Source organism: Sphingomonas sp. RS2018, from assembly GCF_054489605.1.
The window spans coordinates 656769-682741 of the sequence record NZ_JBTMWL010000001.1 but is presented as its reverse complement, the minus strand read 5'-3'; the positions used below and the strand labels follow the sequence as shown (position 1 = coordinate 682741).

Below are 25973 nucleotides of genomic sequence, written 5' to 3'. Positions count from 1 at the left end.
GATGGAAAGCCCCGCTCTCGCCCTGCACGATGTCGGCGTGACCTATGCCGGCGGCGCGGCGGCGGTCGCCGGTGTCACGCTGACGATCGCACCGGGCAGCTTCGTCGCGCTGGTCGGTCAGTCGGGATCGGGCAAGTCGACGCTGCTCAAGACGATCAACCGGCTGGTCGCGCCCACCGCCGGTCGCGTGACGATCGACGGCGCGGACGTGGCCGACGAGCCGCCCCACCGGCTGCGACGGCGTATCGGCTATGTTTTCCAGGGCATCGGCCTGTTCCCGCATATGACGGTGGGCGAGAATATCGCCGTGCCGCTGCGGCTGGCCGGCACGCGCGACGATGCGCGCGTGGGCGATTTGCTCGACCTCGTCGACCTGCCGCGCGAACTCGCCGCGCGCCGCCCCGACGCGCTGTCGGGCGGGCAGCGCCAGCGGGTCGGCGTCGCGCGCGCATTGGCGGCTGGCGCGAAATTGCTGCTGATGGACGAGCCGTTCGGCGCGCTCGACCCCGTCACCCGCGACACGCTCGGCCGGCGGGTGCGTGCACTGCACGACGACCTCGCGCTGACCAGCGTGATGGTGACGCACGACATGGCCGAGGCGCTGCTGCTCGCCGATCGCGTGCTGGTGATGCAGGCCGGGCGGATCGTCGCAGACGAGACGCCGGCCGCGCTGCTGAACGGTGCGGGCGGCGAGGTCGCGCAGGCGCTGGTGGCGGTGCCGCGCGACCAGATGCGCGCGCTTTCGGACATGACGCGGTGAGCGCCGCCTGGGCGCGCGTGCCGGACCTGCTGGCGCAGCATCTGGCGCTGTCCTTCGCCGCGTTGCTGCTCGGCCTCGCGATCGCGCTGCCACTGATCGTCGCCGCACATCGCAATGCGGCGGTGGCGCGCATCGCATTGGGGTTCGCCAGCCTCGTCCAGACGATCCCGGCGCTGGCGCTGCTCGCGCTGTTCTTCCCGATCCTGTTCTGGCTCGGCCTGCCGCCGCTCGGCTTCCTGCCCGCGCTGCTGGCGCTGTCGCTCTATGCGTTGCTGCCGATCCTCCGGAACGGGGTGACCGGCCTCGCCGGGCTGGATCCGGCGATCGTCGAGGCGGCGGACGGCGTCGGCATGACGGGCTCGCAAAAGCTGTGGCTGGTCGAGGCACCGCTGGTCCTGCCGATGCTGATGGCGGGCATCCGCACGGCGGCGGTGTGGACGATCGGCGCGGCGACGCTGGCGACGACGGTGGGGCAGCCGAGCCTGGGCGACCTGATCTTCGCGGGGTTGCAGACGCAGGCGTGGCCGCTGGTGCTGGCCGGGTGCATCGCCTCGGCGGGGCTGGCGCTGGCTGTCGATGCGCTGCTGGCGCTGGCGGAGCGCGGGCTGGCGAGCGGGCGGCGCTGGCTGTGGGGCGGCAGCCTCGCGATACTGGCGGTGGCGCTGACGGTCGCGCTCGTGCCCCGCGCCGCCGGCGGGCGCGAGACGGTGACGGTCGGTGCCAAGAATTTCTCCGAGCAGTTCATCCTCGCCCGGCTGATCGGGCGGCGGCTGGAAGCGGCGGGCTATGACGTCGCCTATCGCGAAGGGCTCGGCTCGGCGGTCGCCTATGGCGCGCTGCGCACCGGGGCGATCGACGTCTATGTCGACTATGCCGGCACGATCTGGACGGCGGAGATGAAGCGCACCGACACGCCCCCGCCCGCCCGGATGCTGCCCGCCATCGCCGCATGGACGCGCGGTGCCGGCGGCGGCGTGCGGCTGGTCGGGCCGCTGGGGTTCGAGAACGCCTATGCCTTCGCGATGAAGCGTGAGGCGGCCGCGCGGGCGGGCATCACCGACCTGACGGCGCTGGCCGCGCGGTCGCCGCAATTGACGCTGGGCGCCGATCTGGAATTCCTCGAACGGCCCGAATGGGCGGCGGTGCGGCGCGCCTATCCGTTCCGCTTCGCCGCGACGCGATCCTATGCGCCGAGCTTCATGTATGATTCGCTCGGCAGTGGGGCGTCGGACGTGATCTCCGCCTTCTCCTCGGACGGGCGGATCGCCGCGGACGGCCTTGTGACGCTGCCCGATCCGAAGGGAGCGATCCCGCGCTATGACGCGATCCTGCTGGTCGCGCCAGGGCGGGCGGACGACGCGCGGTTCGTCGCGGCGATCACGCCGCTGGTGAATGCCATCCCGGTGGCGGCGATGCGGCAGGCGAACTACCGGGTGGACCGGCCCGATGCGAAACAGACGCCCGAAGAGGCGGCGCGCTGGCTGGCGGGGGTGATCGGGCGATGACCTACCCAATCCGTTCGTGCTGAGCGAAGTCGAAGCACCAAGCCAAGTGCTTCGACTTCGCTCAGCACGAACGGAGAAGCCTAGTCGATCCGGTACGCCCGGCGCACCAGCCCGCTGGTCAGTTCCTGCGCCAGCTCCGCCGCTTCCCAGTCCTCTATGCGATGCTCGGCGACGAGGCGGGCGAGGAAGCCGCAGTCGATGCGCCGCGCAACGTCGTGGCGCGCGGGAATCGACAGGAATGCGCGCGTGTCGTCGTTGAACCCGACCGTGTTGTAGAATCCCGCCGTCTCGGTCGTGTTCTCGCGGAAGCGGCGCATGCCCTCCGGCGAATCGTGAAACCACCACGCCGGCCCCAGCTTCAGGCACGGATAATGCCCCGCCAGCGGCGCGAGTTCGCGCGCATAGGTCGATTCGTCGAGCGTGAAGAGAATCACCGACAATTCGGTCGAGGTGCCGAACCGGTCGAGCAGGGGTTTCAGCGCCGCGACATAATCGGTGCGGGTCGGGATGTCGGCGCCCTTGTCGCGGCCGTGGCTGGCGAACAGGCCGCCATTGTGGTTGCGGAAGCTGCCGGGGTGGATCTGCATCACCATGCCGTCCTCGACGCTCAGCGCCGCCATCTCGGTCAGCATCTGCGCGCGGAACAGCTCGGCATCGGCCGGCGTCCAGTCGTCGCCGGTGACCTTGCGGAACAGCGCCTCGGCCTCCGCCGCCGACAGATTGGCGGTGCGGGCGGTCGGGTGGCCGTGGTCGGTCGCGGTGGCGCCGGCCGCGCGGAAATCGGCGCGGCGCTTGCGATGCGCCTCGATATAGCCCGACCAGCTCCACACATCCTCGCCGGTCAGCTCGGCGAAGCGCGCCATCGCGGGGCGGAACTGCTCATGCTCGACATCGATCACGCCGTCGGGGCGATAGGTCGTCACGACCCGACCCTGCCAGCCCGACGCACGGATGGCGTGGTGGTGATCGAGGCTGTCCTGCGCGCCCTCGGTCGTCGCCAGGAAATCGATGCCGAACCGGTCGAACAGCGCGCGCGGGCGATAGGCGTCGGTAGCCAGCTTCTCGTTGATCGTGTCGAAATAGCGATCGGCGCTCGCCGCCTCCAGCGCGACCTCGAACCCGAACACTTCGGCGAAGACATGGTCCAGCCACATGCGCGACGGCGTCCCACGGAACAGGTGGTAATGTTCGGCGAAAGTCCGCCACGCCGCGCGCGGATCGGTCGCGGGCATGCCCGCCTTCGACGGCACGCACAGCGCATCGAGCGACACGCCCTGCGAATGCAGCATGCGATAGAGATAGTGGTCGGGCGACAGCAGCAGCTCGGTCGCGTTCGACCAGTTGGCGTCGGTGGCGAACCACGACGGGTCGACATGGCCGTGCGGGCTGACGATCGGCAGCGACGCCACGCCGGCATAGAGGCCGCGGGCGATGTCGCGCGTCGTCGGATCGGCGGGGAACAGGCGGTCGGGTTGCAGGGTCAACGGGCGCAAGGGTCAGCCTTTCGACAGGAATGACATCGGTTACCGCCCCCGCCCCTCCGACGCAATCAGTCGCCCAGCGGCTCGACGTCCACCGACACGCTCATCGCCTGCGATCCCGGCCCCAGCACGACGCCGTCGATCGGCGCGATGTCGGCATAGTCGCGGCCGATCGCCATCACGATATGATCGCGCGCCATCCAGATGCCGTTGGTCGGATCGACCCCGACCCAGCCCAGCGTCTCCCCGCACCACAGCAGCACCCAGGCGTGAGTCGCGTCCGCCCCAACGAGGCGCGGCTGGCCCGGCGGGGGCAACGTGCGGAGATAGCCCGAGGCATAGGCGGCGGGCAGGCCGGCGGCGCGCAGGCCGGCGATCATGATCTGCGCGAAATCCTGGCACACCCCGCGCCGCGCCGCGAATGCCTCGTTCGGGGGGGTGTCGACCAGCGTCGCCTTGGGATCGAATTCGAAGTCGCGCTGGATGCGCTGCGCCAGACCGATGGCGGCGTCGAGGCATCCGCGCTGCGGGTCCAGCTCCTGCGCGCACCAGTCGGCGATGCCGCCGTCGAGCGCGATGCGCGGCGAGGGGAAGAGATAGGATGCGGGGCTGGCCGGCCCCATGTCGCGGCTGATCCGCGCGGCGGCGGCGATCTCGCCCAGCGTCGGATCGTCGGCGGCGGGCATCGGGATGGCGCGATCGACCGTCACCCGCGCGCTGCTGGTGATGACGAGCTTCTTCGCCGGCCGGTCGAGCACCAGCCGCGTGACGTTCGCCAGCCCCGCCTGCGCGCGCGCCGGCCAGGTATGCCCGCCGGGCTCGACGGTCAGCGTATAGTCGTCGAGCGTCTGACCGGACCAGATGATCGGCTTCAGCCGCAGGTTGCAGCGCGCGAAGCGCACCGGACTGGCATAGTCGAACGTCGTGATATGGCGGATGTTGTAGCGCATCAGGCGAGCGTCATCCCGGCCGCCCGCAACGGCTCGGCGCCTTGCAGGAAGTAGCGGCGGGCGACCGCGTTCGACACCGCGCCCAGCCGCGCTTCGACATCGCGCAGCACGTCGTCGTCGATCTCCACCGCGCGGGTCGTGGCGACGACGGCGGCGAGCGCGGTCGCCTGCGCCTGCTGGTCCTCGGCGATGCCGTCGCTGTCCAATACGGGCAGCGCGGCCAGATGTTCGCCGATCGCCGCGACCTGATAGGCGAAGCTGCGCGGGTTGCCGGGGTCGAGCGCGACGAGGTCGATCACGGGCACGCGCGCGATGCCGGTCAGATAGCGCTGGCGATAGCTGATCTGGCTGTTGGCGAGGTCGAGCAGCGCGGACAGATCGTCGGCACTGGCGTTCTCGTTGCCCAGCGCGCGCAGGGCGGCGGCCACCGCGATCGCCCGCTCGACCCGGCGACCGAGGTCGTGAAAACGCCAGCCATCGGTGCGGCCCATATGTTCGGCCGACAGGCCGGCGAGCGCGGCATAGCGGCGCTGGAGCGAGCCGGCGCGGTCCAGCAGATGGCCGCTTTTCGGGAAAGGCGCGTCGAGCAACTTTATCATGTCCGCCGACAGCCGGTCGCGCGACACCGCGCCGATGTCGCGCGCGCGGTCGTTGAGTACGCGCACGCTCTGCCCGTCCTCCCCCTCCAGCGCAGTGCGGGCGAAGGCGATCAGGTCGGCACGACGTGTCGATGCCGGCGCGGGCGCGGCGCCGCCGGCGACGAGCAGGCCGATCAGCCGCCACAGCGTCTCGGGCGGCAGCGCCGAACCGGTGTCCGCGCCGATCGAATGGCCGAGCAGCACGCGCACCGCGCCCAACATCGCCTCGCCGCGCTCCAGATAGCGGCCCAGCCAGAACAGATTGTCCGCGACGCGGCTGGGAAGCGTCCCCGGATTGCGGCGCAGGTGGACGCTGTCGCCGGGCGGCAGCAGCGATACCGCCGCGACTGGATCCGCGCCGTGGACGCACACGTCGGCGGACCACATGCCCGCCCCCATCACCGCCGCGCGCACGTCCGCACTCTCACCGATCCGGGCGAAGCCGCCGGGCAGCACCGTCCACGCACCCGATGGATCGCGCGCCGCGAACACGCGCACCGTGAAGGGGCGCGGCGCCAGCATGTCGTCGGCAACGACCGGCATCGTCGACAGGCGCACGATCTCCTGCCCCACATAATCCTGCGGACGGCGCGCCATATCGACGACCAGCCGCTCGGTCTGCTCCCGGCTCAGCGATCCGCCCAGCACCGGCACACCGTCCGGCAGGCCGATCGGCGCATCGTCGAACGCCGGGGCGATGACCATGCGGTCGAGATTGTCGCGGACGTAATCATGCTGCCGCCGCCCGCCGCACCACCAGGTCGCGACGTTGGGCAGCTTCAGCGAATCACCGGTCAGCCGCGTCGCGAGCTGCGGCAGGAACGCCTGCATCGCCGCGCTCTCGACCACGCCGGCACCCGGCGACGACGACAGCACGACATTGTCCGCCGCCATCGTGTCGATCAGTCCCGGCACCCCGATCCGCGAGGTGGCGTCGAACGCCAGGGGATCGAGGAAGCGCGGATCGACCCGCCGCCACAGCGCATCGATCCGCTTCAGCCCGGCGATCGTCCGGACGTAGAGCTTGTCCTCCAGCGCGGTCAGGTCGGCGCCCTCGACCAGCAGGAAGCCGAGATAGCGTGCCAGATGCGCCTGTTCGGCATAGCTGGCGTTCCACCGCCCCGGCGTCAGCAACCCGATGCGCGGCTCCGCCCGCCGACACACCGCCGCCAGACCGTCGCGGAATGCGGCGAAGAACGGCGCGTGCCGCTCGATATTCAGCCGCGACTGCAGGCCTCCCAACGTCCGCGCGATCGACAGCCGGTTCTCCAGCGCATAGCCCGCGCCGACCGGAGCGCGCACGCCGTCCGCCAGCACGCGCCATTCGCCGCCCGGCCCGCGGCACAGGTCGGCGGCGTAGAAATGCAGGTGATAGCCCCCCGGCGGCGCCAGCCCGACCATCGGCCGCAGGAACTGCGCGCTGCCGGTGACCAGTGCGGCGGGGAGGTAGCCGTTCGCGACCAGCCGGCCGGGGCCGTAGATGTCGGCGACCACCGTCTCCAGCAGGGCGGCACGCTGCGCGACGCCGGCGGCGATCTTGGCCCATTCGTCCGCGCCGATCATCAGCGGCACGGGCGACAACGGCCACGGCCGCTCCGCCCCCTCGCCCGCCACGCGGTAGCCGGTGCCGATGTCGCTGGCGTGACGCTGCGCCCGGTCGCGGGTCTCGCCCAGTCCCTCGCTGCCGACCGCCGCGAGCTCCTCCAGCACGACCTGCCATGCATCGCGCGCGGAGCCTTGCGCGGTGCACATCACGTCGGCGTGCGGCCGCTCGCCGCAATAGTCGCGGAACCATTGCTCCGCGAGGGTGGCCGCGTCCGGACTTCCGCTTGCCTGCGCTATGCTCGCCACGTCGCCCCTAACGCCTGCTCGCGCCCGTCCGACCACAGAAGCACCGGACGCGCAACCCGTTCAAGCCTCGTTGACCTCGCCTTTCAGCAGGACATGGGTACACAGCTGCGCGGCGGGCGTGTCGGTCGCCTCCAGCGCCGCGACCGTCACCCAGCCCTGCCCACGCAGCCGCGCACCCTCGGCCGCATCGGTGCCATAGGGGAGAAACAACCGTCGCCGCTCGACCGCGCGACCCGCCGATTCGAGGATCGGATCGACGTACAGCGACACCCCGACAGCCGCCTCCTCATGCGAATCCACAGCACCGATCGGATCGTGCATCACGCGGTACGTACCGCCGCGCCCGATCTCGCCCAGCACGCCGCCCGCGAAGATGGAGAAACCGAGCCAGCTCTGATATTCGAATCCGTGCCGCTCGGTCGGGTCGAGCGTCAGCCCGATGCCGGCGGGCAGCGCGGCGGCGATCGCCTCCAGCCCGTCGAGCCGGCTGGCCAGCGCAGCATGGCCGCGCAGCTTCGCCACCGCGCCCTCGAACGGCCCCGCCGCGGCGATCAGCGGGAGGTAGGACGGATCGAGCGCGGCGACCGCGCCGGCATCTTTCGCATCCAGCGCGGCGGCCAGCGCATCGTCTCCGCCCAGCGTCGCGACGAGGTCGGGCAGGGTGAAGTCGACCGAGATGCCGGTCACGCCCGCCGCCTGCAACGCCTCCACCGCGACGCTGACAACCTCACGCGCCGCGGCGATGCTGTCGAGGCCGATCAGTTCGACGCCAATTTGCCGCATCGCCCGCGCCGGGCGCAGGTCCGACGCGCGCAGCTTCAGCACCGGCCCGGCGTAGGAGAGGCGCACGGGGCGCGGATGATGCCCCATCCGCGTCGCCGCGATCCGCCCGACCTGCGCGGTGATGTCCGGCCGGATCGCCAGCGTCCGCTGCGACACTGGATCGACGAACCGCACGGCATCATGCGCGCCGCCCGCCTTCAGCCGCCGCGACAGCTCGTCCTCGAACTCGGCGAGCGGCGGATCGACCTGCTCATAGCCATAGAGCCGCGCGGTATCGAGCACGCCCCGCTCCAACCGCGCCGCCGCATCGGCAAACGGCGGCAGGCGATCGTGGAATCCTTCGGGGAGGAGGCCTGACATTCTAATAATCCCGTTCGGGCTGAGCCTGTCGAAGCCCTGCCCTTCCTTTGCACCGTCGGCTAGAAGAAGGGCAGGGCTTCGACAAGCTCAGCCCGAACGGTGGTGTTCAAACGGGCGAAAGTATTCCTTCCGCCCGTTCGATCAGAACGACAACGCCCTCGCCGTCCGCACGCCCGGCAGCGCCTGCACCTTCGCCAGCAGGTCCTGCGTCACCGCCTCGTCGACGCTCAGCAGCAGCACCGCCTCGCCGCCCGCCTCTCGCCGGCCGAGGTGGAAGGTGCCGATGTTGACGCCCGCCTCGCCCAACGTCGTGCCGATGCGGCCGATGAAGCCGGGGGCGTCGTCATTGACGACGTAGAGCATGTGACCGGCCAGATCGGCTTCGACCTTGATCCCGAACAGCTCGACCAGCCGCGGGAAGCGGTTGCCGAACAGCGTGCCGGCGACCGACCGCTCGCCGCCATCGGTCTTCACCGATACGCGCACCAGCGTGTGGTAATCGCCCTCGCGCTCGGTCTTCACCTCCCGCACCTCGATCCCGCGCTCCTTGGCGAGGAACGGCGCGTTGACCATGTTCACCGTCGCGGTCTGCGTACGCAGGAACCCGGCCAGTACCGCCGACACGATCGGCTTCTGGTTGAGCTCTGTCGCCGCACCCTCGGTATGGATCGAGATGCGCGGGGTGGAACCGGTCGACAGCTGGCCGATCAGGCTGCCCAGTTCCTCGGCCAGCATCATGTAGGGCTTGAGGCGCGGGGCTTCCTCGGCCGACAGGCTCGGCATGTTGAGCGCGTTGGTGACACCGCCCGAGACGAGGAAGTCGGCCATCTGCTCGGCGACCTGGATGGCGACGTTGACCTGCGCCTCGCTGGTCGAGGCGCCCAGATGGGGGGTCGAGACGAAATTGGGCGTGCCGAACAGCGGCGATGCCTTCGCCGGTTCCTCGACGAACACGTCGAGCGCCGCACCGCCGATGTGGCCCGAATCGAGGCCCGCCTTCAGCGCCGCCTCGTCGATCAGGCCGCCACGTGCGCAGTTGATGATGCGCACGCCCTTCTTCGTCTTCGCCAGGTTCTCCGCCGACAGGATGTTGCGGGTCTGGTCGGTCAGCGGCGTGTGCAGCGTGATGAAGTCGGCGCGCGCCAGCAGCTCCTCCAGCTCGACCTTCTCGACGCCCAGCTCCACCGCGCGGTCGGGCGACAGGAACGGATCGAACGCGATCACCTTCATGCGCAGGCCCAGCGCCCGGTCGGCGACGATCGAGCCGATGTTGCCCGCGCCGATCAGGCCCAGCGTCTTCGACGTCAGCTCGACGCCCATGAAGCGGTTCTTCTCCCACTTGCCCGCCTGGGTCGAGGCATCGGCCTCGGGCAGCTGGCGTGCAAGCGCGAACATCAGCGCGATGGCGTGTTCGGCGGTGGTGATGCTGTTGCCGAACGGCGTGTTCATGACGACGACGCCCTTCGCCGACGCGGCGGGGATATCGACGTTGTCGACGCCGATGCCGGCGCGGCCGACCACCTTCAGGTTGGTCGCGGCGTCGAGGATCGCCTTCGTCACCCGGGTCGAGCTGCGGATGGCGAGGCCGTCATAGTCGCCGATGATCGCGATCACCTCTTCGGGCGTCTTGCCGGTGATCTCGTCCACCTCGACCCCGCGCTGGCGGAAGATCTCGGCGGCCTTGGGATCCATTTTGTCGCTGATGAGGACTTTTGGCATGGGATAATCCTTGAAGATATCCTCTCACCGTTCGGGCTGAGCTTGTCGAAGCCTTGCCCTTTCTTTCGACGGTTGAGGAGAAGTGCAGCCCTTCGACAAGCTCAGGGCGAACGGTGGGAGATCAGCCGGCCTTCGCCGTCGCGTAGGCCCAGTCGAGCCATGGCCCGAGCGCCTCGATGTCGGCGACGTCGACGGTCGCCCCGCACCAGATGCGGAGGCCCGGCGGGGCGTCGCGGTATCCGGCGACGTCATAGGCGGCACCCGCCTTTTCGAGCGCGCCGGCCATCGCCTTGATGAACGCCTCATCCGCCCCCGCGACGGTCAGGCACACGCTGGTCTTCGACCGCGTCGCCTCATCCTCGGCGAGATGGCCGAGCCAGTCGCGATCGGCGACGATCTTGTCGAGCGCGGCGGCGTTGGCGTTCGACCGTGCGATCAGGCCGTCGGCACCGCCCACCGTCTTCGCCCATTCGAGCGCGGCGATACAGTCCTCGACCGCCAGCATCGACGGCGTGTTGATCGTCTCGCCCTTGAACACGCCCTCGGTCAGCTTGCCCTTGGAGACGAGGCGGAAGACCTTCGGCAGCGGCCAGGCGGGGGTGTAGCTTTCCAGCCGTTCGACCGCGCGGGGGCCGAGGATAAGCACGCCGTGCCCGCCCTCGCCGCCCAGAACCTTCTGCCAGCTGAAGGTCGCGACATCGATCTTCGCCCAGTCGATGTCGTAGGCGAAGACGGCCGAGGTCGCGTCGGCGAAGCTCAGCCCCTCGCGGTCCGCCGGGATCCAGTTCGCATCGGGGACGCGCACGCCGCTTGTGGTGCCGTTCCAGGTGAACAGCACGTCGCTCGACCAGTCGACCGCGCCTAGATCGGGCAGCAGGCCATAGTCGGCACGAATGACGTGGGGTTCGAGCTTCAGCTGCTTGACCGCGTCGGTGACCCAACCCTCACCGAAGCTTTCCCACGCCAAAGTCGTGACGGGACGCGCGCCCAGCATCGTCCACATCGCCATTTCGAACGCGCCCGTGTCCGATCCGGGCACGATGCCGATGCGGTGCGTGTCGGGCAGCTTGAGCAATTCGCGCATCAGGTCGATGCACAGCTGCAGGCGCGTCTTGCCGATCTTCGACCGGTGCGACCGGCCGAGCGATTCGGTGGCGAGGGATGCAGGGGTCCAGCCCGGAGGCTTGGCGCACGGTCCGCTGGAAAAATAGGGACGTGCAGGCTTGTGCGCCGGAAGCGCGGATAGATCAGTCATGTAGTCTCTCCTTGCAGAGAGCACGCGCGGCGTTGGGACCGCGTGGCCCGTCGACGGCCCTAGCGGCGCGAAAGCCGGTGTCAAGCGAGCGGCACGGACATTCCAACGCCAAAGAATATTGCTTTTCAATAATTCTATTGACCGATTATCGATATCTTCGTATTGATTATCGGGAAGTGATTACCGAAAGGCGACAAAGAATGACGAGCCGACCTATCCGCCTCGCCCGTGCGCTCTCGCGCATTTTCCAGATCCTGCGCATCCTATGCATCGTCGCGCTGGTGGTGCTGATCCCGGCCATGCTCTTCGCCTGGTTCGCACCGGGATCGGTGCCCGCTGACAGCAAGCTGACCGTCGCTGGCGTGCCGGTGACCGCCGATCATCCGATCCTTGCCGGCACGCTGATCCTGTTCGCCAATGCCTTCCTGATCGCCGCCATCCTGCTGATGGGCAAGCTGCGGGCGATGATGCGGACAGTGGAATACGGTACGCCCTTCATCCCGGAGAATGTCGGCCGCCTGCGCTATGTAGCAAAGACGATGGGCGCCTTGTTCGTCTTCCAACTCGTGGTGGGACTCATCGTCGGTATCTCGGACAATCGCTACGTCATCGGCGGCGATGCCGACTTCGGCCTGCTGCTCGGCGCGCTGGTCGTGCTCGTGCTGGCCGAGGTGTTCCGCGAGGGCGTGCGCCTGCGCGAAGAGAATGAGGGGACGATCTGATGGCGATCCGGGTCAACCTCGACCGCATCCTGTTCGACAAGCGCATGTCGCTGACCGAGCTCGCCGGCACCGTCGACATGACGCTCGCCAACCTCTCGATCCTCAAGACCGGCAAGGCGCGGGCCGTGCGCTTCTCCACGCTCGACGCGCTGTGCGCCGCGCTCGACTGCCAGCCGGGCGACCTGCTGGAGCATGTCCCGGGCGAAGCGGAGCCGGACTGAGCCGCAACTGCGACGAAGCCGGATGACAAGGACGGGCCACCTGGCGCAAGTATCGCGCCGGTGGCCCGTTTCGTCTTCCTTTTGCCCATACTCGCGCTGCTCGCCGCCTGCGGCAGCGTACCCGAACGTAGCGAGGCGCCGGCGCGCCCGCGCAATTCACCGCCGATCGTGCTCAACCAGCCGCCCGCGCCAGCCACGCGCCAGTGCTTCGCCGACCTGTCGGGGGCGGACGTGCGCTACTCCCCGCTGCCCGATCGCGACTTCGGCGGCGGCTGCATCCTGATGGGGACGGTGCAGCTGATCGATTACGGCGTGCCGACCACGAACCTGCGCGCGATGGCGTGTCCACTCGCACGCACCTTCGTCGCATGGGTCCGCAACGGCGCGGTGCCGGCCGGGCGCGAGATCCTCGGCAGCCCGGTGGTGAAGGTTGAGAGCATGGGCACCTACGCCTGTCGCAACGTCGTCGGTACGCGGAGCACCAACCGCCTGTCCGAACATGGCACTGCGAATGCCGTCGACGTCTCCGCCTTCGTGCTGGCCGACGGGCGCCGCATCACGATCGAACGCGACTGGCGCAACCCCGACCCGGCGGTGCAGGACTTCCTCCAGACCGTGCGCCGCTCCGCCTGCAAACGCTTCGGCACCGTGTTGTCGCCCGATTACAACGCGGCGCACTACAACCACCTGCATCTCGACCTCGGGCGCGGCGGATTGTGCCGCTGACGAATCGCGCGTAATCCGGCGCAAATGACAGATACGAAAGTACCGGCCCGCGTCTTCCCGCGCGCCAAGCAGGATGCCGAGACCGCCGCGCACGGCGTCTCCACCCCCCAGACCACCCACCCCGCGTACCGCCTAGCGTTCCAGGACATGGATTTCCTGCTGCGCGAGGACCTGCGTCCGGTGCGTTTCCAGCTCGAGCTGCTGAAGCCCGACCTGATTCTGGCGGAGGCGAAGATCGCGTCGACCTTCGTCTTCTACGGCTCCGCGCGCATTCCCGAGCCTGAGAAGGCGAAGGCGCTGCTCGACGCCGCACCCGCCGATGGCCCCGCGCGGGTGATCGCCGAGAATCTGGTCGAGAAGTCGCGTTATTACGACGTCGCGCGCGAACTGGCGCAGAAGGTCAGCAACTTCCCGCTGGACGAAGCCGGCATGCGCCACTTCGTCGTCACATCGGGCGGTGGCCCCTCGATCATGGAGGCGGCGAACCGTGGCGCGCTGGACGTCGGCGCCGAATCGATCGCGCTCAACATCGTCCTGCCGCACGAGCAGGCGCCGAACCCTTACGTCACGCCGTCGCTCAGCATGCAGTTCCACTATTTCGCGCTGCGCAAGATGCACTTCCTGCTCCACGCCCGCGCGCTCGCCGCCTTCCCCGGCGGTTTCGGGACGTTCGACGAGCTGTTCGAGCTGCTGACCCTGATCCAGACCGGCAAGATCAAGCCGATCCCCATTCTGCTTTACGGCCGCAAATTCTGGGAGCGGGTCGTCAACTTCCCCGCGCTGGTCGAGGAAGGCGTGATCTCGGAGAAGGATCTGTCGCTCTTCACCTATTGCGAAACCGCGCAGGAGGGCTGGGACGTCGTGAAGGCGCATTATGCGGAGCATGACGCGACGTTGTGAGGATGGGGGCTGTCGGTCCCCTCACCGCTCCGGCGGCATCGTCCCGATAAGGGTCCGCCCAACCGCGCCATTCGACCGGCCGGCGGGCGGCACGGTCGGATTAGACGGGTAGCCCGCCCGTCGAAGCGTAGCCGTGATTCGTAGCTACGGGTAATTCCACCGCCGGCAACCCGAACAGCGAGATCGCGCCAACCGCGCGTCCGGCTGACAAGCACGCGGATAGGAAGGCGGGTGATCAAGATACGGCCGATCGGGCGATAGCCTTTTGCGGTCAGCGCGAGCACGTGCAGGTTGCACCCGCCACTGCCGCAAAGATTGGCGGTGCCGTTACCGTCGACCGATGCCATCGCATAGACCAGCGCCTCCGGTCGACCGTCGCCGTTCAGGTCCGACAACGCGACGCTGTAGCGGGTCAGCCGCTGATCCCGAACGAAGGCCTCGACGCCCGGCGGGTTGCGGCGCCTGCCGCCAGGGGCGCGGCAAGCAGCACAAGCGCCGCCGCGATGGGTCGGATCGTTCCATGCATTGTGTGCAGACTCCCGCTATCTCGCGGTCCGTCTGGCATGGTTATCGTTGGTAGGACAGCGTGGCGCGTGAGCGGGACAACAGACCTTCCGCCACGCCGTCAGAAGGAGCGAGCTTCGCTCACACCGCTGCCCGCCGTGGCGTCTCCTGCGCTTGCTATCGCAATCGCAGGGCGCCCGCGCCTTACTTCGGGGCCCGCGCCTTCGCTGCCGGATCGACGCTCGGCGCCCCCGGTGCGATCGTCGCGGCGTCCTGGACGTTGGCGGTCGCGCCCGTGGTGGCGTTGGCCGCTACCGCCGCCGCCGCGTTCGAGCCCTCGCCAGCCCCTGGTGCCGCTTCGCCCGCCGCGGGTGCGGCCGGCAGCGGCAGGTTCGAGCCTTCGCTGTTCAGATAGGCGATGACGTTGGCACGCTCTTCGGCGTTACCAAGACCGGCGAAGGTCATCTTGGTGCCGTCGGCGTACTTCCGCGGGCTCTTCAGCCACGCATCCATCGTGTCGAACGTCCAGGTGCCACCCTTGGCCTTCAGCGCCGCGGAAAAGGCGAAGCCGCCCTTGCCCTGCGCGATCGCCTCGCCCATCGTGGCGTACAGGTTTGGGCCGATGCCGTTCGGCCCGCCCTGTGCGATGGTGTGGCAAGCCGCGCACTTGGCGAAGCTGGCCTGACCCTTGGCGACGTCGGCGGTTGCCAAACGCACCGCGATCGGTGCCTCGGCAGCGGCGCCACCGGCGCCTTCCTCGACGCCCTCGATCGGATAGCCCATCTTCTCCGGCCGCTCGGCCTTGAAAGCCATGCTGCTGGCGATCGACAGTCCCAGCGCCGCGACGCATCCCGCCAGCACCCAGCCTGCGATCGTGTTGCCCCGATTGTCCATTGCCCGCCGTTTGAAAAAGATGTGGAAAGTCGTGACCCTTTAGGGTGCAGCTTGCGCCATCGCAAGCCGCCGCTTAACCGCGCAGCCCTGATGGAGAGCTACGCCGCCCCCGCCCGCCCGATCGTCGCCCGCATGACCGCGGCTGCCGAGGCCGATCCCGACCGCGCCGTCGCCTTTCAGGGCGCGCCCGGCGCCAACAGCCACGTCGCGGCGATGGAGGCGTTTCCCGCCGGCCTGCCGCTTCCCTGCTTCGACTTCGCCGACGCGATCGAGGCGGTGCAGACGGGCGCGGCCGATTGCGCGATCATCCCGATCGAGAATTCGCTGCACGGCCGCGTCGCCGACATCCATTTCCTGCTGCCCGAATCCGGCCTCGTCATCACCGGCGAACATTTCCTTCAGATCCGCCACGCGCTGCTCAGCGTCGGCCCGCGCGACGCGGTGCGCGAGGTGGCGAGCCACCCGCAGGCGCTGGGCCAGTGCCGCCACTGGCTGCGCGCCAACGGGATCACGCCGGTCGCCTACCCCGACACCGCCGGTGCCGCCGCGCTCGCCGCCGAACGCGCCGACCCCGCCTTCGCCGCCCTTGCCCCGCCTGCCGCCGCCGGGCTGTACGGCTTGCAGATGCTGGCCGAGGACGTGTCCGACGCCGCGCACAACGTCACCCGCTTCGTCACGCTGGCGCGCGGCAGCCGCCCGTTGGCGGGCGACGGCCCGTTCATGACGACGCTGATCTTCGAGGTGAAGAACGTCCCCGCCGCGCTCTACAAGGCGATGGGCGGCTTCGCGACGAACGGCGTCAATATGACCAAGCTCGAAAGCTACCAGCGCGGCGCCAGCTTCGCCGCGACAGAGTTCTTCGCCGACGTGGTCGGGCGCCCCGGCGATGCGGCGTTCGACCGGGCGCTGGACGAGCTGGGGTATCACAGCAAGTGGGTGCGGCTGCTGGGGACGTACCGACAAGCGCGGGCGCGGGGTTAGCTAAAGACGATTTGCATCGCCTGTTCCTAATGCCTATTCTTCGATACACTTTTGAAGAAATGCCATGCGCGGCATCGCTATCCTTGGGCTCCTGATATCGGCACCGGCGTCGGCACAGCAAGGCGCCACGCCGCAATTGCAGCAGTTGCAGATTGAAACCCGGCAGACTGGCGATATCGCGGCGAACTTTGCGAGCATAAATCGCGCCGGAGATCCCAATTCGGCATCAACACGATCGAATACTTCGTTCGAGCGTTTGAAATGGGATTTATGCGTCTTAGCTGCTGCTCCGGTTAATGCTCGCGCATACGTCGAAAACGAAGCATCGCGGGAGCGTTCGTTGGTACGGTCGCGGCTCTCGCCGGTGTTCGATCGCTGCGACGCGGCGGGGCGTCTTAACGCGGTCTACACCAAGCGTGGCGCGATACGCGACGCGCTGGCGTTCAAGGCTAGCTAGTCGTTCAGCACTGACGACGTCGGCGCATCCTTTCGCACGCCTTCGATGTACCACGCAATCAGCACGGGGGCGTTGCGTTTACACGCACCGGTATCAAAAGTCGGCGGCTTTGGCATGACGCTGCTGCTGTCGTGACGCTGTCGACGATCGTTACCGGTCGACAGCCATCTTCGAATTCGTCGCTCGCCCCACCCACGTCTCCAGCAACGTCCGCGCGATCGCATAGGGCGGCGGCGCGATAAAGCGGGCGTCCGCTTCGCCCGTCAGCGCGGCCCGGACTTCGTCGCGGGTGACCCACATCGCGTCCTCGATCTCCGCTGCGTCGATCGTCAGCGTGTCGCCTTCCGCGGTGGCGAAAGCGCCGATCATCAGCTGGCCGGGGAAGGGCCAGGGCTGGCTGGCGACGTAGCGGACGTCCCGCACGCGCACGCCGGTTTCCTCGCATACCTCGCGGGCGACGGCTTCCTCGACCGACTCGCCGGGTTCGACGAAGCCGGCGAGCGCGGAGTAGCGGCCCGGCGGGAAGCCGCGGCCGCGGCCGACCAGCGCGCGGCCTTCGTATTCCGCGAGCATGATGACGACCGGGTCGGTGCGCGGGAAATGCTCGGTGCCGCAGCCTCCACATTTGCGGGCCCAGCCGGCACGGATCATCGCGGTGCCGTGTCCGCAATTCGCGCAGAAGCGGTGGCGCGCGTGCCAGCCGGTCAGGCTGCGCACCGTGCCGAAGATCGCGGCCTCGTCCGCCGGCATCGCATCGAGCATGACGTAGAGGGCGCGCGAGCGGGCGGGGCCGGCGAGGTCGTCGGGGCGGCTCTCGGCGAAGCAGGGGCGACGGTCGGGGTCGAAGCCGAGGAAGATCGGCGTGCCGTCGGCTGCTCGGTCGGCGAAGGGGCGCCAGACGATGCAGCCCTCGGCGTCGATCTCGGGATCGCCGGCGTTCAGGCGCATCAACCGCGCGCGGGGATCGGCCTGTGCGGCGGCGAGTGCGGCCTCGTCGCCGCGCATGTGATCGGCGCGGTCGAGGCGGGCGCCGGTGAAGCCTATCGTCATCGCAAATCCGTTCGTGCTGAGCTTGTCGAAGCACCGTTCTTCGATCTTCAAGCGATGTCCCATCGGCACGAAGAACGGTCCTTCGACAAGCTCAGGACGAACGGATTAGTTTGGTCAGCGCCTCACCGCGTCCCCATACAGCGCCTTCACCACGTCGCTGCGGATCGGCCATTTGTCCGCCGGGAAGTAGTTCACCATCACCGTGCCGCGCACCTTGCGGACCGGATCGACCCACGCGATCGTACCGGCCGCACCACCCCAGCCGTAGGTGCCCTTGCTCGCGCCGCCGGGCACGTCGGCCAGATACACCGATCCGCCCGCGCCATAGCCCATCGCCGGGCCGTTCGCCTGACCGCCGGTCGATGCGTTCACGCCCTGGAAGGTGACGCCCGCGGGCAGCAGGTTCGACATGGCGAGACGCACCGTCGCCGGCTTCATCACGCGCACGCCGTCCAGCGTGCCTTCGTCCTGCAGCATGTGCAGGAACCGGTCGTAGTCGCGCGCCGACATGACGAGGCCTGCGCCGCCATAGGGGAAGCTCGGGGCCGAGAGATAGACCGACGAGGCCGCCGGATCGACCGGGAGCATCGCGCTACCTGCAAAGGCGTAGTTGTCGGCGAAACGGCCGACTTCGGATGCCGGCACCTGCCAGTAGCTGGAGCGCATCTTCAGCGGATCGAACAGCCGCGTTTGCACGAAGCGTTCGAAGCCCATGCCGCTCGCCTTCTCGACCACCGCCGCCGCGACGTCGAGGCCGATGGAATAACTCCATTTCGTGCCGGGCTCGGCGATCAGCGGCAGCGTCGCCGCGCGGGTGGCGAATTCGGCGAGCGTCTTCGGCCGGGCCAGGCGCGCCTGCACTTCGACCGCGGCGTTGACCGCGCCGGGCAGGATGCCCAGCCGCTCATATTCCTTCAGCAGCGGCCCCTTGGCGGAGATGTTGTAGCCGAGCCCGGCAGTGTGGGTCAGCAGCATGCGCACGGTGATCGGCGTCTTCGCCGGCACGCTGTCGAGCGAGGTGTCGGGGCTGGTCAGCACGCGCATCTTCGCGAAGCCGGGGAAGAAATCGCTGACCGGCTGGTCGAGCTTCAGCTTGCCCTCCTCGACCAGGATCATCGCCGCCATCGCGGTGACCGGCTTGGTCATCGAATAGACGCGCCAGAGCGTGTCCGGCCCGGCCTTCGCCGCGCCGGCTTCCTCGGCGATCGTGCCGGCCGAAATGAAGCTGGTGGGCGCCTCCCCCTGTCCGATCGCGGCGACGATGCCGGGCATCTTCTTTTGCGCGACATAGCCGTCGAACAGCGTCTGGATGGAGGGATAGGTCGAGGGGACTGAGCGCATCGCCGGTGATTGGGCCGGTGCCGCCTGCCGCTGGACCGGCTGCGCCTGCCAGGCATGCGCCGTCACCGCGCTGCCGGCGGCCAGCAGGGCCGCCACGATCAGTCTCGTCCGCATGTCTCTCTCCTCAACACATCCGCCGCCTTGGCGAACACGGTCGGTAGCCCCGCCGACTCGAGCGCGTCGACCGGCCACCACTCACCGTCCAGGTCCTGACGCGGGATTCGGGCGGTCGCAAGGCGAAGCACCAGATCGAAATGGGTAAAGCTGTGGCTGACCGCGGTTTCCAGCATCCGCCAGTCCGCGGCGACCGGCGCATCGGCGAGACCGGGCGGCCCATCAGTCCACGGCCCCGTCGGCAGTGCGCGCATACCGCCCAGCAGACCGCGATCGGGCCGCCGCACCAGTAACACCGATCCGTCCGCCTCCGCCCAGAAGATCGTGCCGTGCCGCACCGGCTTTGCCGCCTTCGCCTTGCGCGCCGGGAAGGCGGTGGGATCGCCGCTCGCATGCCCCGCGCAATCCTCGCGCAACGGGCACAACAGGCATCTGGGCGAGCGCACCGTGCAGATGCCGCTGCCCAGATCCATCATCGCCTGCGCGAAGTCGCCCGCCCGCGCGTCGGGGGTGATGCCGTCGGCGAGCGCGCGGACGTTCGATCCGTCGTCGGCGAACAGTCGCGCCACCACGCGCTTCACATTGGCATCGACCACCACCGCGCGGCGCCCGAACGCGATCGCGCTGATCGCGGCGGCGGTATAATCGCCAAGCCCCGGCAGCCGGCGCAGCGCGGCCTCGTCCTCCGGAAAGCGCCCGCCATGCTCCGCCACGACGACGCGCGCGCATTTCACGAGGTTGCGGGCGCGGGCGTAGTATCCGAGCCCCGCCCAGGCGGCCATGACATCGGCCTCGTCGGCGGCAGCGAGGCTTACGAAATCGGGCCAGCGCGCCACCCATGCCTCGAACCGCGGACGCACCGCCGCGACCGTGGTCTGCTGCAGCATCACCTCCGACAGCCAGACGCGGTACGGATCGGTCGTATTGGCGCCCGGCGGCGCACGCCACGGCAGCGTGCGGGCGTTGGCGTCGTACCAGCGCAGCAGGCGATCGGCGATCGGGGGAATCTGGGCAGGCATCTTGGCGGACACGCCCCCGCTATGGCATGGGGATGGCGGATGCCGAAGCCCCCCGCCCCACGACCGACGACCGCGCGACCCGCGAAGGCCGAGCCGGTGCGCTCGAATCGCGCGCGCGCGGTCAGCGAACTGCTGCCCGACGTCGGCCGCGCCGCCTTTCGCCGCTTCGGCTTCGTGCAATCGTCGGTGGTGTCGCGGTGGGAGGATATCGTCGGCGCGAAATATGCCCGCGTCTCCGTCCCCGAATCGATCCGCTTCCCGATGGGCGAGCGGGCGCAGGGCACGCTGACGCTGACGGTCGCCGGTGCGCATGCCACGATGATGCAGCATATCGCGCCCGAGATCATCGAGCGGGTGAACCGTTTCTTCGGCTATGGCGCGGTCGCGAAGCTCGTCATCCGCCAGGGCGACGTGAAGCGCGCGCCGGCCCGCACCGCACCGCCCTCGCTCCGCCCGGTCAGTTTCGAACTGGGCGAATCGCTCCGCACCATCGCCGATCCGGAACTGAAGGCGGTGCTGTCGTCGCTCGCCGCCGGGGTCGAGGCGGTGCGCGACATTCCCGTCGTCGGAAAGATCTCGTGATGAAGCTGCTCGCCGTCCTCGTCGCATTTGCCGCGACCGCCGCCGCGCCCGCCCCCGACTATCGCACCGTCGCGACGACGACGCCGGCGGGCAGCTTCGCGGTCGGCAATCCGGCGGCGAAGGTAAAGCTGGTCGAATATCTCAGCTTCACCTGCCCGCACTGCGGCCATTTCGTCGAACAGTCGAAGGCGACGCTGCACGACACGATGGTCCGCGACGGCAGCGTGCAGGTCGAGACGCGCGCCGCGGTGCGCGATCCCTATGACCTCGCCGCCTGGTCGATCGCGCGCTGCGGCGGTCCGCGCCGCTTCACCGCGCTATCCACCGCGATCTTCGCGCAGCAGGAGGCGTGGATGGAAAAGGGCGGCACCTGGGCGCAGGCGAACCTCGCCAAGGTGCAGGCGATGCCGCAGCGCGCGCAGATCCGTGCCGTCGCCGACAATTCTGGCCTTACCGCGATTGGCGCGAAGGCCGGGGTCACCCCCGCCGCGCTGACCGCGTGCCTCGCCAGCGACGTCCAGCTCAACCAGCTGCTCGCCTCTACCAAGGCGGCGTTCGCGAAGATCCCCGGTACGCCGGGCTTCGAAGTGAACGGCAAGCTCGTCGAAGGCTTCGACTGGGCCAGCCTCGAACCCAAGTTGCGCGCCGCCGGCGCCAAGTAATTACGGAGCCCTATTACGATGCGTATCCTGCTCATCCTCGCCGCCGCGACCGCGCTCACCGCCTGCGGCGACGGCGGCAACACGACCAAGGTCGACAACACCGTCACCGCCGCGCCGGTCGCGGCGAAGGCGGCGCCCGCCGGCACCAACTGGGTCGAGACGGTCGTCCGCACGCCCGAGGGCGGCTGGTTGATGGGCAACCCGGACGCGCCGATCAAGCTGGTCGAGTTCGGCAGCCGCACCTGCCACGTCTGCCGCGAATTCGACGAGAAGGCGTTCGAGCCGCTGACCAAGAATTACGTCGCGACTGGCAAGGTTTCGTATGAATTCCGCGACTTCCTGCGCAACGGCGCCGACGTCGCGGCGGCGTTGGTCGGCGGATGCGGCGGGCCGGGGCCGTTCTTCCCGATCCTGAACCAGATGTACGCCGACCAGCCGCGCGTGCTCGACGTGCTGCAGAAGCTGCCCGAGAGCTATTACCAGCAATTGGGCGCGCTGCCGCTGCCGCAGCAGGCGACGAAGTTCGCCGAGGCGACCGGCTATCTCGACTTCGTCAAGCAGCGCGGCATTCCGGAGGCACAGGCCCGCGCCTGCCTCGCCGACACCAAGCAGGCCGAACTGCTGACCAAGATGAACGAGAAGGCCAACAAGGATTATCCGATCCCCGGCACGCCGACGTTCCTGTTGAACGGCAAGATGCTGGAGAATACGGTCAACTGGCAGCAGGTCGAGACCGCGCTGAAGGCCGCAGGGGCGTAAGGACGGTTGGGGGGTGGTCATGTCGTGCTGCCCCCTATTCCGTTCGTGCTGAGCGAAGTCGAAGCACTGCGTGCCGCATGTCCAGCGTGTGCGGCGATGCTTCGACTTCGCTCAGCACGTACGGTGGGGACGCGAACGATAGCCGCAGGCCTGCGCCGATGAAAATCCGTCGCCTGCGCCTCACCGGGTTCAAGAGTTTCGTCGACCCGGCCGATCTCGTCATCGAACCCGGGCTGACCGGCGTCGTCGGCCCCAACGGCTGCGGCAAGTCGAACCTGCTCGAGGCGCTGCGCTGGGTGATGGGGGAGACCAGCGCGCGGTCGATGCGCGGCGCGGGGATGGAGGACGTGATCTTCGCGGGCACGCAGTCCCGCCCGGCGCGCGACTTCGCCGAAGTCTCGATCCTGGCCGACGACGTCGCCGACATCGCTACCGGCGCGCCAACCGAGATGGAGGTGGTCCGCCGGATCGAACGCGGCGCCGGCAGCGCGTATCGCATCAACGGCCGCGACGTACGCGCGAAGGACGTGGCGCTCGCCTTCGCCGATGCCGCGACCGGTGCGCATTCGCCCGCGCTCGTCAGCCAGAACCGCATCGGCGCGATCATCGCCGCACGCCCGGCCGAGCGCCGCGCCATGCTGGAGGAAGCCGCCGGCATCGCCGGGTTGCACGTCCGCCGCAAGGATGCCGAGACGCGGCTGCGCGCGACTGAGGCGAACCTGACGCGGCTGGCCGAGGTCATCTCCGATCAGGAGGCGCGCGCGTCGCAACTGCGGCGTCAGGCGCGACAGGCGGAGCGCTATCGCCTGCTGTCGGCGCAGATTCGCGTGGCGGAGGGGCGGATGATCTTCGCGCGCTGGCGCGATGCCGCCGCCGCGGCCGATGCGGCCAAGGCGGAGGCGGCGGCGGCAGAGCGTCTCGTCGCCGAGTGTTCCGACGCGACCGCGGCCGCCGGCCAGGCGCAGGCGGCGGCGGTACGCGAGCTTGGCGATGCGCGGCAGGCGGCGCTCGCCGCGCGCGACCGGGCGAGCGAGACGGGCCACGCGCTGGCGGAGGCGCGGACGCAGCACAAGGTGGCCGAACAACGCCTGGCCGAACTCGACGACCAGCTCCGCCGCCTGACCGAGGATCGCACGCGTGAAGGCACGCTTGCCAACGACGCCGCCGCCGCGCTCGCGCGCCTCGCCACGGAAGCAAAGGCGCTGCAGGCCCGTACCGCCGAAGCGACCGCGCGCTCGCCTGCGCTCGACACGCTGCTGGCCGAGGCCGAGCGAACCGCGCGCGATGCCGAGGTAGCCTTGGCGCAGGCGCTGGCTGCACAGGCGAGCGAGGCCGCCGAAGCACGCGTCGCCGCCGCGGCGCGGGACGCTGCCCGCATCCGGTACGAGCGTGTCCAGCGCGATGTCGATGTCGTCACGCGCGAACGAGCGGTGCTGACCGACCTGACCGACTTCGAGCATCAGCGCACGCAGGCCCGCACCACGCGCGACACCGCCGCCGCAACGGCGACCCGCGCCCGCGCCGCGCTCGATGCCGCGACGGCAGCCGAGCGCGAGGCGCAGGATGGCCGCGATGCCGCGCAATCGGCGCGCGCGGCGGCGCATGCCGAACTCGCCGCGATCGACAGTGAGCAGCGCGCGCTCGCAAAGACGGTGCAACCCTCGCCGCGCGACCGGCTGCTCGACCGGATCGAGCCCGCGCCGGGTTTCGAACGCGCGCTCGCCGCGGCGCTGGGCGACGATCTCGACGCGGGGCTGGACGCTGTCGCCGAGCGCCACTGGGCCGGCGCCGAACCGCGCGGCGATGATCCCGCCGCGCCGGCGGGGGCCACGCCGCTTGCCGAACGGGTCGCGGCGCCCGCAGTGCTCGCGCGGCGACTGGCGCAGGTGTTCGTCGTCGATGTCGACGAAGGCGCGCCGCTGGCAGTGGGTCAGCGGCTGGTCACGCGCGACGGCGTGCTGCGCCGCTGGGACGGCTATGTCGCGCGCGGCAACGGTGCGGCGGCGGCCGAACGGCTCGAACGAATCAACCGCCTCCGCGCCCTGCACGCCGCCCGCCCCGCCGCCGTCGAGGCGGTGACTATGGCCGAAGCCGCAGTCGACGCGATCGACGCGACGATCGCGGACGCGCGCGCGCAAGCCGCCGCCCAGCGCCGGATGCTCGATGCCGCCGAGGCCGCCGGTCGCGACGCGGTGCGCACCGAAGACCGCGTCGCCGCCGCGATCGAGCGACTCGCGGCGCAGCGCCACGACCTCGACCTGCGCGCGACCCGGCTGTCGCACGAAGTGGAGGAGACGACGGCCGACTTGGCCACGGCCGAGGCAGCGCTCGCAGCCCTGCCCGATGGGGCAGAAACGCGCGCGCAGATTGCGGCGCTTGGTACGGCGGCGGAGCGCGCCCGCGCAGCGGTGGCGCGCGGGCGGGCCGACCGCGCCGCGCTGGACCGCGAGATCGCGGCGGCGCGCGAGCGTGCGGCGGCGGCGGCGGTCGAGGCGCGCGGGTGGAAGGATCGCGCTGGCGACGCCGCGCGCCGCATCGCCGACACCGCGACGCACGAGACGAAGCTGACCGCCGAGCGCGCATGGCTGGCCGAGCAGCCGGCACGCCTGGCCGGACGCATCGCCGCGCTCGACACCGAAGCGGCGACTGCCCGCGCCGATGCCGACGCCCACGCCGACGCAGAGCGCGCCGCCGAGGCGCGGCTGCGCGAGGTCGAAACCGGTGCGCATGCCGCCGCCGAGGCGCTGTCGGCGGCGCGCGAAGCCCGCGCGGGCGCCGCCGCCCGGGCCGAGAACCAGGAGCTCCGCCGCGTTGAAATGGGGCGACTGTCGGGCGAGCGCTTCGAATGCCCCCCGCCGCTGCTGCCCGAGCGCGCCGGCTTCGAGGCGAGCGACGTCGGCTCCCCATCCGAAGAATCGGCGACGCATGAGCGCCAGACTGCCGAGCGCGAGCGCATCGGGCCGGTGAATCTGGTCGCCGAGGCCGAACTGGCCGAACTGGAGGGCTCGGCGCAGACCAGCGCCGCCGAGCGCGACGAGCTGACCCAGGCCATCCACCGCCTGCGCGGATCGATCGGGACGTTGAACCGCGAGGGGCGCGAGCGCCTGCGTGCCGCGTTCGAGGCGGTCGACGGGCATTTCCGCCGCCTGTTCACGACGCTCTTCGACGGCGGGCAGGCGCATCTTGCGCTGATCGACTCCGACGATCCGCTGGAGGCGGGGCTGGAGATCATGGCCCAGCCGCCGGGCAAGCGGCTGCAGTCGCTCACGTTGCTGTCGGGTGGCGAACAGGCGCTGACCGCGGTCGCGCTGATCTTCGCGCTGTTCCTGACCAACCCTGCGCCGATCTGCGTGCTGGACGAGGTCGATGCGCCGCTCGACGACGCCAACATCGACCGCTTCTGCGACCTGCTCGACCGCATGGTGGCCGAAACCGATACCCGCTATCTGATCGTCACGCACAACGCCGCGACGATGAGTCGGATGCACCGCCTGTTCGGTGTCACGATGATCGAGAAGGGGGTGAGTCGGCTGGTGTCGGTCGATCTGGGCGATGCGGAACGGCTGGTGGCTGCGGAGTAACCCCCACCCGTTTCTGCTGACTCGTCCCCCGTTCGCCCTGAGCTCGCGAAGGCTGTCCTTCTTCGTTCCGAGCGCGCGTGCCTGAGAAGAAAGGGCAGGGCTTCGACAAGCGCAGCCCGAACGGTTGAGGGGTCCGCACTTTCCCACCTGTGACGCAC

The 25973-nt window shown here is 69.7% G+C and carries 22 protein-coding genes; 12 read left to right on the top strand and 10 right to left on the bottom strand.

Annotation, left to right across the window (positions count from 1 at the left end):
- Position 1 precedes the first annotated feature (1 nt).
- Together ACX40P_RS03435 and ACX40P_RS03430 are read left to right on the top strand one after the other, a co-directional pair.
- A complete protein-coding gene (locus tag ACX40P_RS03435; protein ID WP_459124878.1) occupies positions 2 to 760 on the top strand; it encodes an ATP-binding cassette domain-containing protein in 759 nt (252 codons plus the stop codon).
- Positions 757 to 2265 carry an ABC transporter permease/substrate-binding protein gene (locus ACX40P_RS03430; RefSeq protein WP_459124877.1) on the top strand — a complete coding sequence of 503 codons (1509 nt, stop codon included), beginning with the start codon at positions 757 to 759 and terminating at the stop codon, positions 2263 to 2265. The genes ACX40P_RS03435 and ACX40P_RS03430 overlap by 4 nt, the downstream gene beginning before the upstream one ends.
- An 80-nt stretch (positions 2266 to 2345) precedes the next feature.
- Here ACX40P_RS03430 and uxaC read toward each other — a convergent pair whose 3' ends face one another.
- The 6 genes from uxaC to ACX40P_RS03400 all read right to left on the bottom strand — a co-directional run bounded on the left by uxaC (position 2346) and on the right by ACX40P_RS03400 (position 11302).
- The gene (gene uxaC, locus ACX40P_RS03425; protein ID WP_459124876.1) at positions 2346 to 3758 is read right to left on the bottom strand and encodes a glucuronate isomerase; all 1413 of its coding nucleotides are present in this window, start codon (positions 3756 to 3758) and stop codon (positions 2346 to 2348) included.
- Between the two features lie 56 nt (positions 3759 to 3814).
- Positions 3815 to 4696, bottom strand: a complete 882-nt coding sequence (locus ACX40P_RS03420; protein WP_459124875.1) for a transglutaminase family protein — start codon at positions 4694 to 4696, stop codon at positions 3815 to 3817.
- The gene (locus ACX40P_RS03415; protein ID WP_459124874.1) at positions 4696 to 7185 is read right to left on the bottom strand and encodes a circularly permuted type 2 ATP-grasp protein; all 2490 of its coding nucleotides are present in this window, start codon (positions 7183 to 7185) and stop codon (positions 4696 to 4698) included. Before ACX40P_RS03415 ends, ACX40P_RS03420 begins: the two co-directional genes overlap by 1 nt.
- Positions 7186 to 7245: 60 nt before the next feature.
- Positions 7246 to 8328: an ATP phosphoribosyltransferase regulatory subunit gene (locus ACX40P_RS03410; RefSeq protein WP_459124873.1), complete on the bottom strand. Its 1083-nt coding sequence runs from the start codon at positions 8326 to 8328 to the stop codon at positions 7246 to 7248.
- Between the two features lie 141 nt (positions 8329 to 8469).
- Positions 8470 to 10047, bottom strand: coding sequence for a phosphoglycerate dehydrogenase (gene serA / locus ACX40P_RS03405; protein WP_459124872.1), 1578 nt, complete (start codon positions 10045 to 10047; stop codon positions 8470 to 8472).
- A gap of 121 nt (positions 10048 to 10168) precedes the next feature.
- Positions 10169 to 11302, bottom strand: a complete 1134-nt coding sequence (locus ACX40P_RS03400) for a phosphoserine transaminase (protein WP_459124871.1) — start codon at positions 11300 to 11302, stop codon at positions 10169 to 10171.
- Between the two features lie 200 nt (positions 11303 to 11502).
- Here ACX40P_RS03400 and ACX40P_RS03395 point away from each other — a divergent pair, with 200 nt between their 5' ends.
- From ACX40P_RS03395 to ACX40P_RS03380, 4 genes are read left to right on the top strand one after another with little or no spacing between them, the layout of a single operon-like run.
- Positions 11503 to 12024 carry a DUF2975 domain-containing protein gene (locus ACX40P_RS03395; protein ID WP_459124870.1) on the top strand — a complete coding sequence of 174 codons (522 nt, stop codon included), beginning with the start codon at positions 11503 to 11505 and terminating at the stop codon, positions 12022 to 12024.
- Entirely contained in the window at positions 12024 to 12245 is a 222-nt protein-coding gene (locus ACX40P_RS03390; RefSeq protein ID WP_459124869.1) for a helix-turn-helix domain-containing protein, read from the top strand. The genes ACX40P_RS03395 and ACX40P_RS03390 overlap by 1 nt, the downstream gene beginning before the upstream one ends.
- 60 nt (positions 12246 to 12305) lie before the next feature.
- Positions 12306 to 12971 (top strand): extensin family protein, encoded by a 666-nt coding sequence (locus tag ACX40P_RS03385; protein WP_459124868.1) that lies wholly within the window; start codon positions 12306 to 12308, stop codon positions 12969 to 12971.
- Between the two features lie 24 nt (positions 12972 to 12995).
- Positions 12996 to 13871 carry an LOG family protein gene (locus ACX40P_RS03380; protein WP_459124867.1) on the top strand — a complete coding sequence of 292 codons (876 nt, stop codon included), beginning with the start codon at positions 12996 to 12998 and terminating at the stop codon, positions 13869 to 13871.
- 708 nt (positions 13872 to 14579) lie between these two features.
- On the opposite strand, the gene ACX40P_RS03375 is transcribed toward ACX40P_RS03380, so the two are convergent.
- Positions 14580 to 15269, bottom strand: coding sequence for a c-type cytochrome (locus ACX40P_RS03375; RefSeq protein WP_459124866.1), 690 nt, complete (start codon positions 15267 to 15269; stop codon positions 14580 to 14582).
- A 90-nt stretch (positions 15270 to 15359) separates the two neighbouring features.
- Here ACX40P_RS03375 and ACX40P_RS03370 point away from each other — a divergent pair, with 90 nt between their 5' ends.
- Together ACX40P_RS03370 and ACX40P_RS03365 are read left to right on the top strand one after the other, a co-directional pair.
- Positions 15360 to 16250: a prephenate dehydratase gene (locus ACX40P_RS03370; RefSeq protein ID WP_459125230.1), complete on the top strand. Its 891-nt coding sequence runs from the start codon at positions 15360 to 15362 to the stop codon at positions 16248 to 16250.
- A gap of 64 nt (positions 16251 to 16314) precedes the next feature.
- Positions 16315 to 16707: a hypothetical protein gene (locus tag ACX40P_RS03365; protein WP_459124865.1), complete on the top strand. Its 393-nt coding sequence runs from the start codon at positions 16315 to 16317 to the stop codon at positions 16705 to 16707.
- A gap of 150 nt (positions 16708 to 16857) precedes the next feature.
- Here ACX40P_RS03365 and nudC read toward each other — a convergent pair whose 3' ends face one another.
- The 3 genes from nudC to ACX40P_RS03350 form a co-directional block, all read right to left on the bottom strand.
- Entirely contained in the window at positions 16858 to 17757 is a 900-nt protein-coding gene (nudC, locus tag ACX40P_RS03360; RefSeq protein ID WP_459124864.1) for an NAD(+) diphosphatase, read from the bottom strand.
- Between the two features lie 114 nt (positions 17758 to 17871).
- Positions 17872 to 19212 (bottom strand): serine hydrolase domain-containing protein, encoded by a 1341-nt coding sequence (locus ACX40P_RS03355; protein ID WP_459124863.1) that lies wholly within the window; start codon positions 19210 to 19212, stop codon positions 17872 to 17874.
- Positions 19197 to 20231 (bottom strand): A/G-specific adenine glycosylase, encoded by a 1035-nt coding sequence (locus ACX40P_RS03350; protein WP_459125229.1) that lies wholly within the window; start codon positions 20229 to 20231, stop codon positions 19197 to 19199. The genes ACX40P_RS03355 and ACX40P_RS03350 overlap by 16 nt, the downstream gene beginning before the upstream one ends.
- A 39-nt stretch (positions 20232 to 20270) precedes the next feature.
- On the opposite strand from ACX40P_RS03350, the gene ACX40P_RS03345 reads away from it, so the two are divergent.
- The 4 genes from ACX40P_RS03345 to smc all read left to right on the top strand — a co-directional run bounded on the left by ACX40P_RS03345 (position 20271) and on the right by smc (position 25815).
- Entirely contained in the window at positions 20271 to 20813 is a 543-nt protein-coding gene (locus ACX40P_RS03345; protein WP_459124862.1) for a DUF721 domain-containing protein, read from the top strand.
- Entirely contained in the window at positions 20813 to 21475 is a 663-nt protein-coding gene (locus ACX40P_RS03340) for a DsbA family protein (RefSeq protein WP_459124861.1), read from the top strand. Before ACX40P_RS03345 ends, ACX40P_RS03340 begins: the two co-directional genes overlap by 1 nt.
- Before the next feature lie 18 nt (positions 21476 to 21493).
- A complete protein-coding gene (locus tag ACX40P_RS03335; protein ID WP_459124860.1) occupies positions 21494 to 22234 on the top strand; it encodes a thioredoxin domain-containing protein in 741 nt (246 codons plus the stop codon).
- 158 nt (positions 22235 to 22392) lie between these two features.
- On the top strand, positions 22393 to 25815 hold the full coding sequence (smc, locus tag ACX40P_RS03330; protein WP_459124859.1) for a chromosome segregation protein SMC: 3423 nt from the start codon (positions 22393 to 22395) through the stop codon (positions 25813 to 25815).
- The last annotated feature ends 158 nt before the right edge of the window (positions 25816 to 25973 follow it).

Excerpts from the sequence above, each read along its gene's own strand:
- ACX40P_RS03435 (WP_459124878.1), top strand. The coding sequence starts at position 2 with ATGGAAAGCCCCGCTCTCGCCCTGCACGATGTCGGCGTGACCTATGCC.
- ACX40P_RS03420 (WP_459124875.1), bottom strand. The coding sequence starts at position 4,696 with ATGCGCTACAACATCCGCCATATCACGACGTTCGACTATGCCAGTCCG.
- ACX40P_RS03410 (WP_459124873.1), bottom strand. The coding sequence starts at position 8,328 with ATGTCAGGCCTCCTCCCCGAAGGATTCCACGATCGCCTGCCGCCGTTT.
- serA (WP_459124872.1), bottom strand. The coding sequence starts at position 10,047 with ATGCCAAAAGTCCTCATCAGCGACAAAATGGATCCCAAGGCCGCCGAG.
- ACX40P_RS03400 (WP_459124871.1), bottom strand. The coding sequence starts at position 11,302 with ATGACTGATCTATCCGCGCTTCCGGCGCACAAGCCTGCACGTCCCTAT.
- ACX40P_RS03395 (WP_459124870.1), top strand. The coding sequence starts at position 11,503 with ATGACGAGCCGACCTATCCGCCTCGCCCGTGCGCTCTCGCGCATTTTC.
- ACX40P_RS03390 (WP_459124869.1), top strand. The coding sequence starts at position 12,024 with ATGGCGATCCGGGTCAACCTCGACCGCATCCTGTTCGACAAGCGCATG.
- ACX40P_RS03380 (WP_459124867.1), top strand. The coding sequence starts at position 12,996 with ATGACAGATACGAAAGTACCGGCCCGCGTCTTCCCGCGCGCCAAGCAG.
- ACX40P_RS03375 (WP_459124866.1), bottom strand. The coding sequence starts at position 15,269 with ATGGACAATCGGGGCAACACGATCGCAGGCTGGGTGCTGGCGGGATGC.
- ACX40P_RS03370 (WP_459125230.1), top strand. The coding sequence starts at position 15,360 with ATGGAGAGCTACGCCGCCCCCGCCCGCCCGATCGTCGCCCGCATGACC.
- ACX40P_RS03365 (WP_459124865.1), top strand. The coding sequence starts at position 16,315 with ATGCGCGGCATCGCTATCCTTGGGCTCCTGATATCGGCACCGGCGTCG.
- nudC (WP_459124864.1), bottom strand. The coding sequence starts at position 17,757 with ATGACGATAGGCTTCACCGGCGCCCGCCTCGACCGCGCCGATCACATG.
- ACX40P_RS03355 (WP_459124863.1), bottom strand. The coding sequence starts at position 19,212 with ATGCGGACGAGACTGATCGTGGCGGCCCTGCTGGCCGCCGGCAGCGCG.
- ACX40P_RS03350 (WP_459125229.1), bottom strand. The coding sequence starts at position 20,231 with ATGCCTGCCCAGATTCCCCCGATCGCCGATCGCCTGCTGCGCTGGTAC.
- ACX40P_RS03345 (WP_459124862.1), top strand. The coding sequence starts at position 20,271 with ATGCCGAAGCCCCCCGCCCCACGACCGACGACCGCGCGACCCGCGAAG.
- ACX40P_RS03340 (WP_459124861.1), top strand. The coding sequence starts at position 20,813 with ATGAAGCTGCTCGCCGTCCTCGTCGCATTTGCCGCGACCGCCGCCGCG.
- ACX40P_RS03335 (WP_459124860.1), top strand. The coding sequence starts at position 21,494 with ATGCGTATCCTGCTCATCCTCGCCGCCGCGACCGCGCTCACCGCCTGC.
- smc (WP_459124859.1), top strand. The coding sequence starts at position 22,393 with ATGAAAATCCGTCGCCTGCGCCTCACCGGGTTCAAGAGTTTCGTCGAC.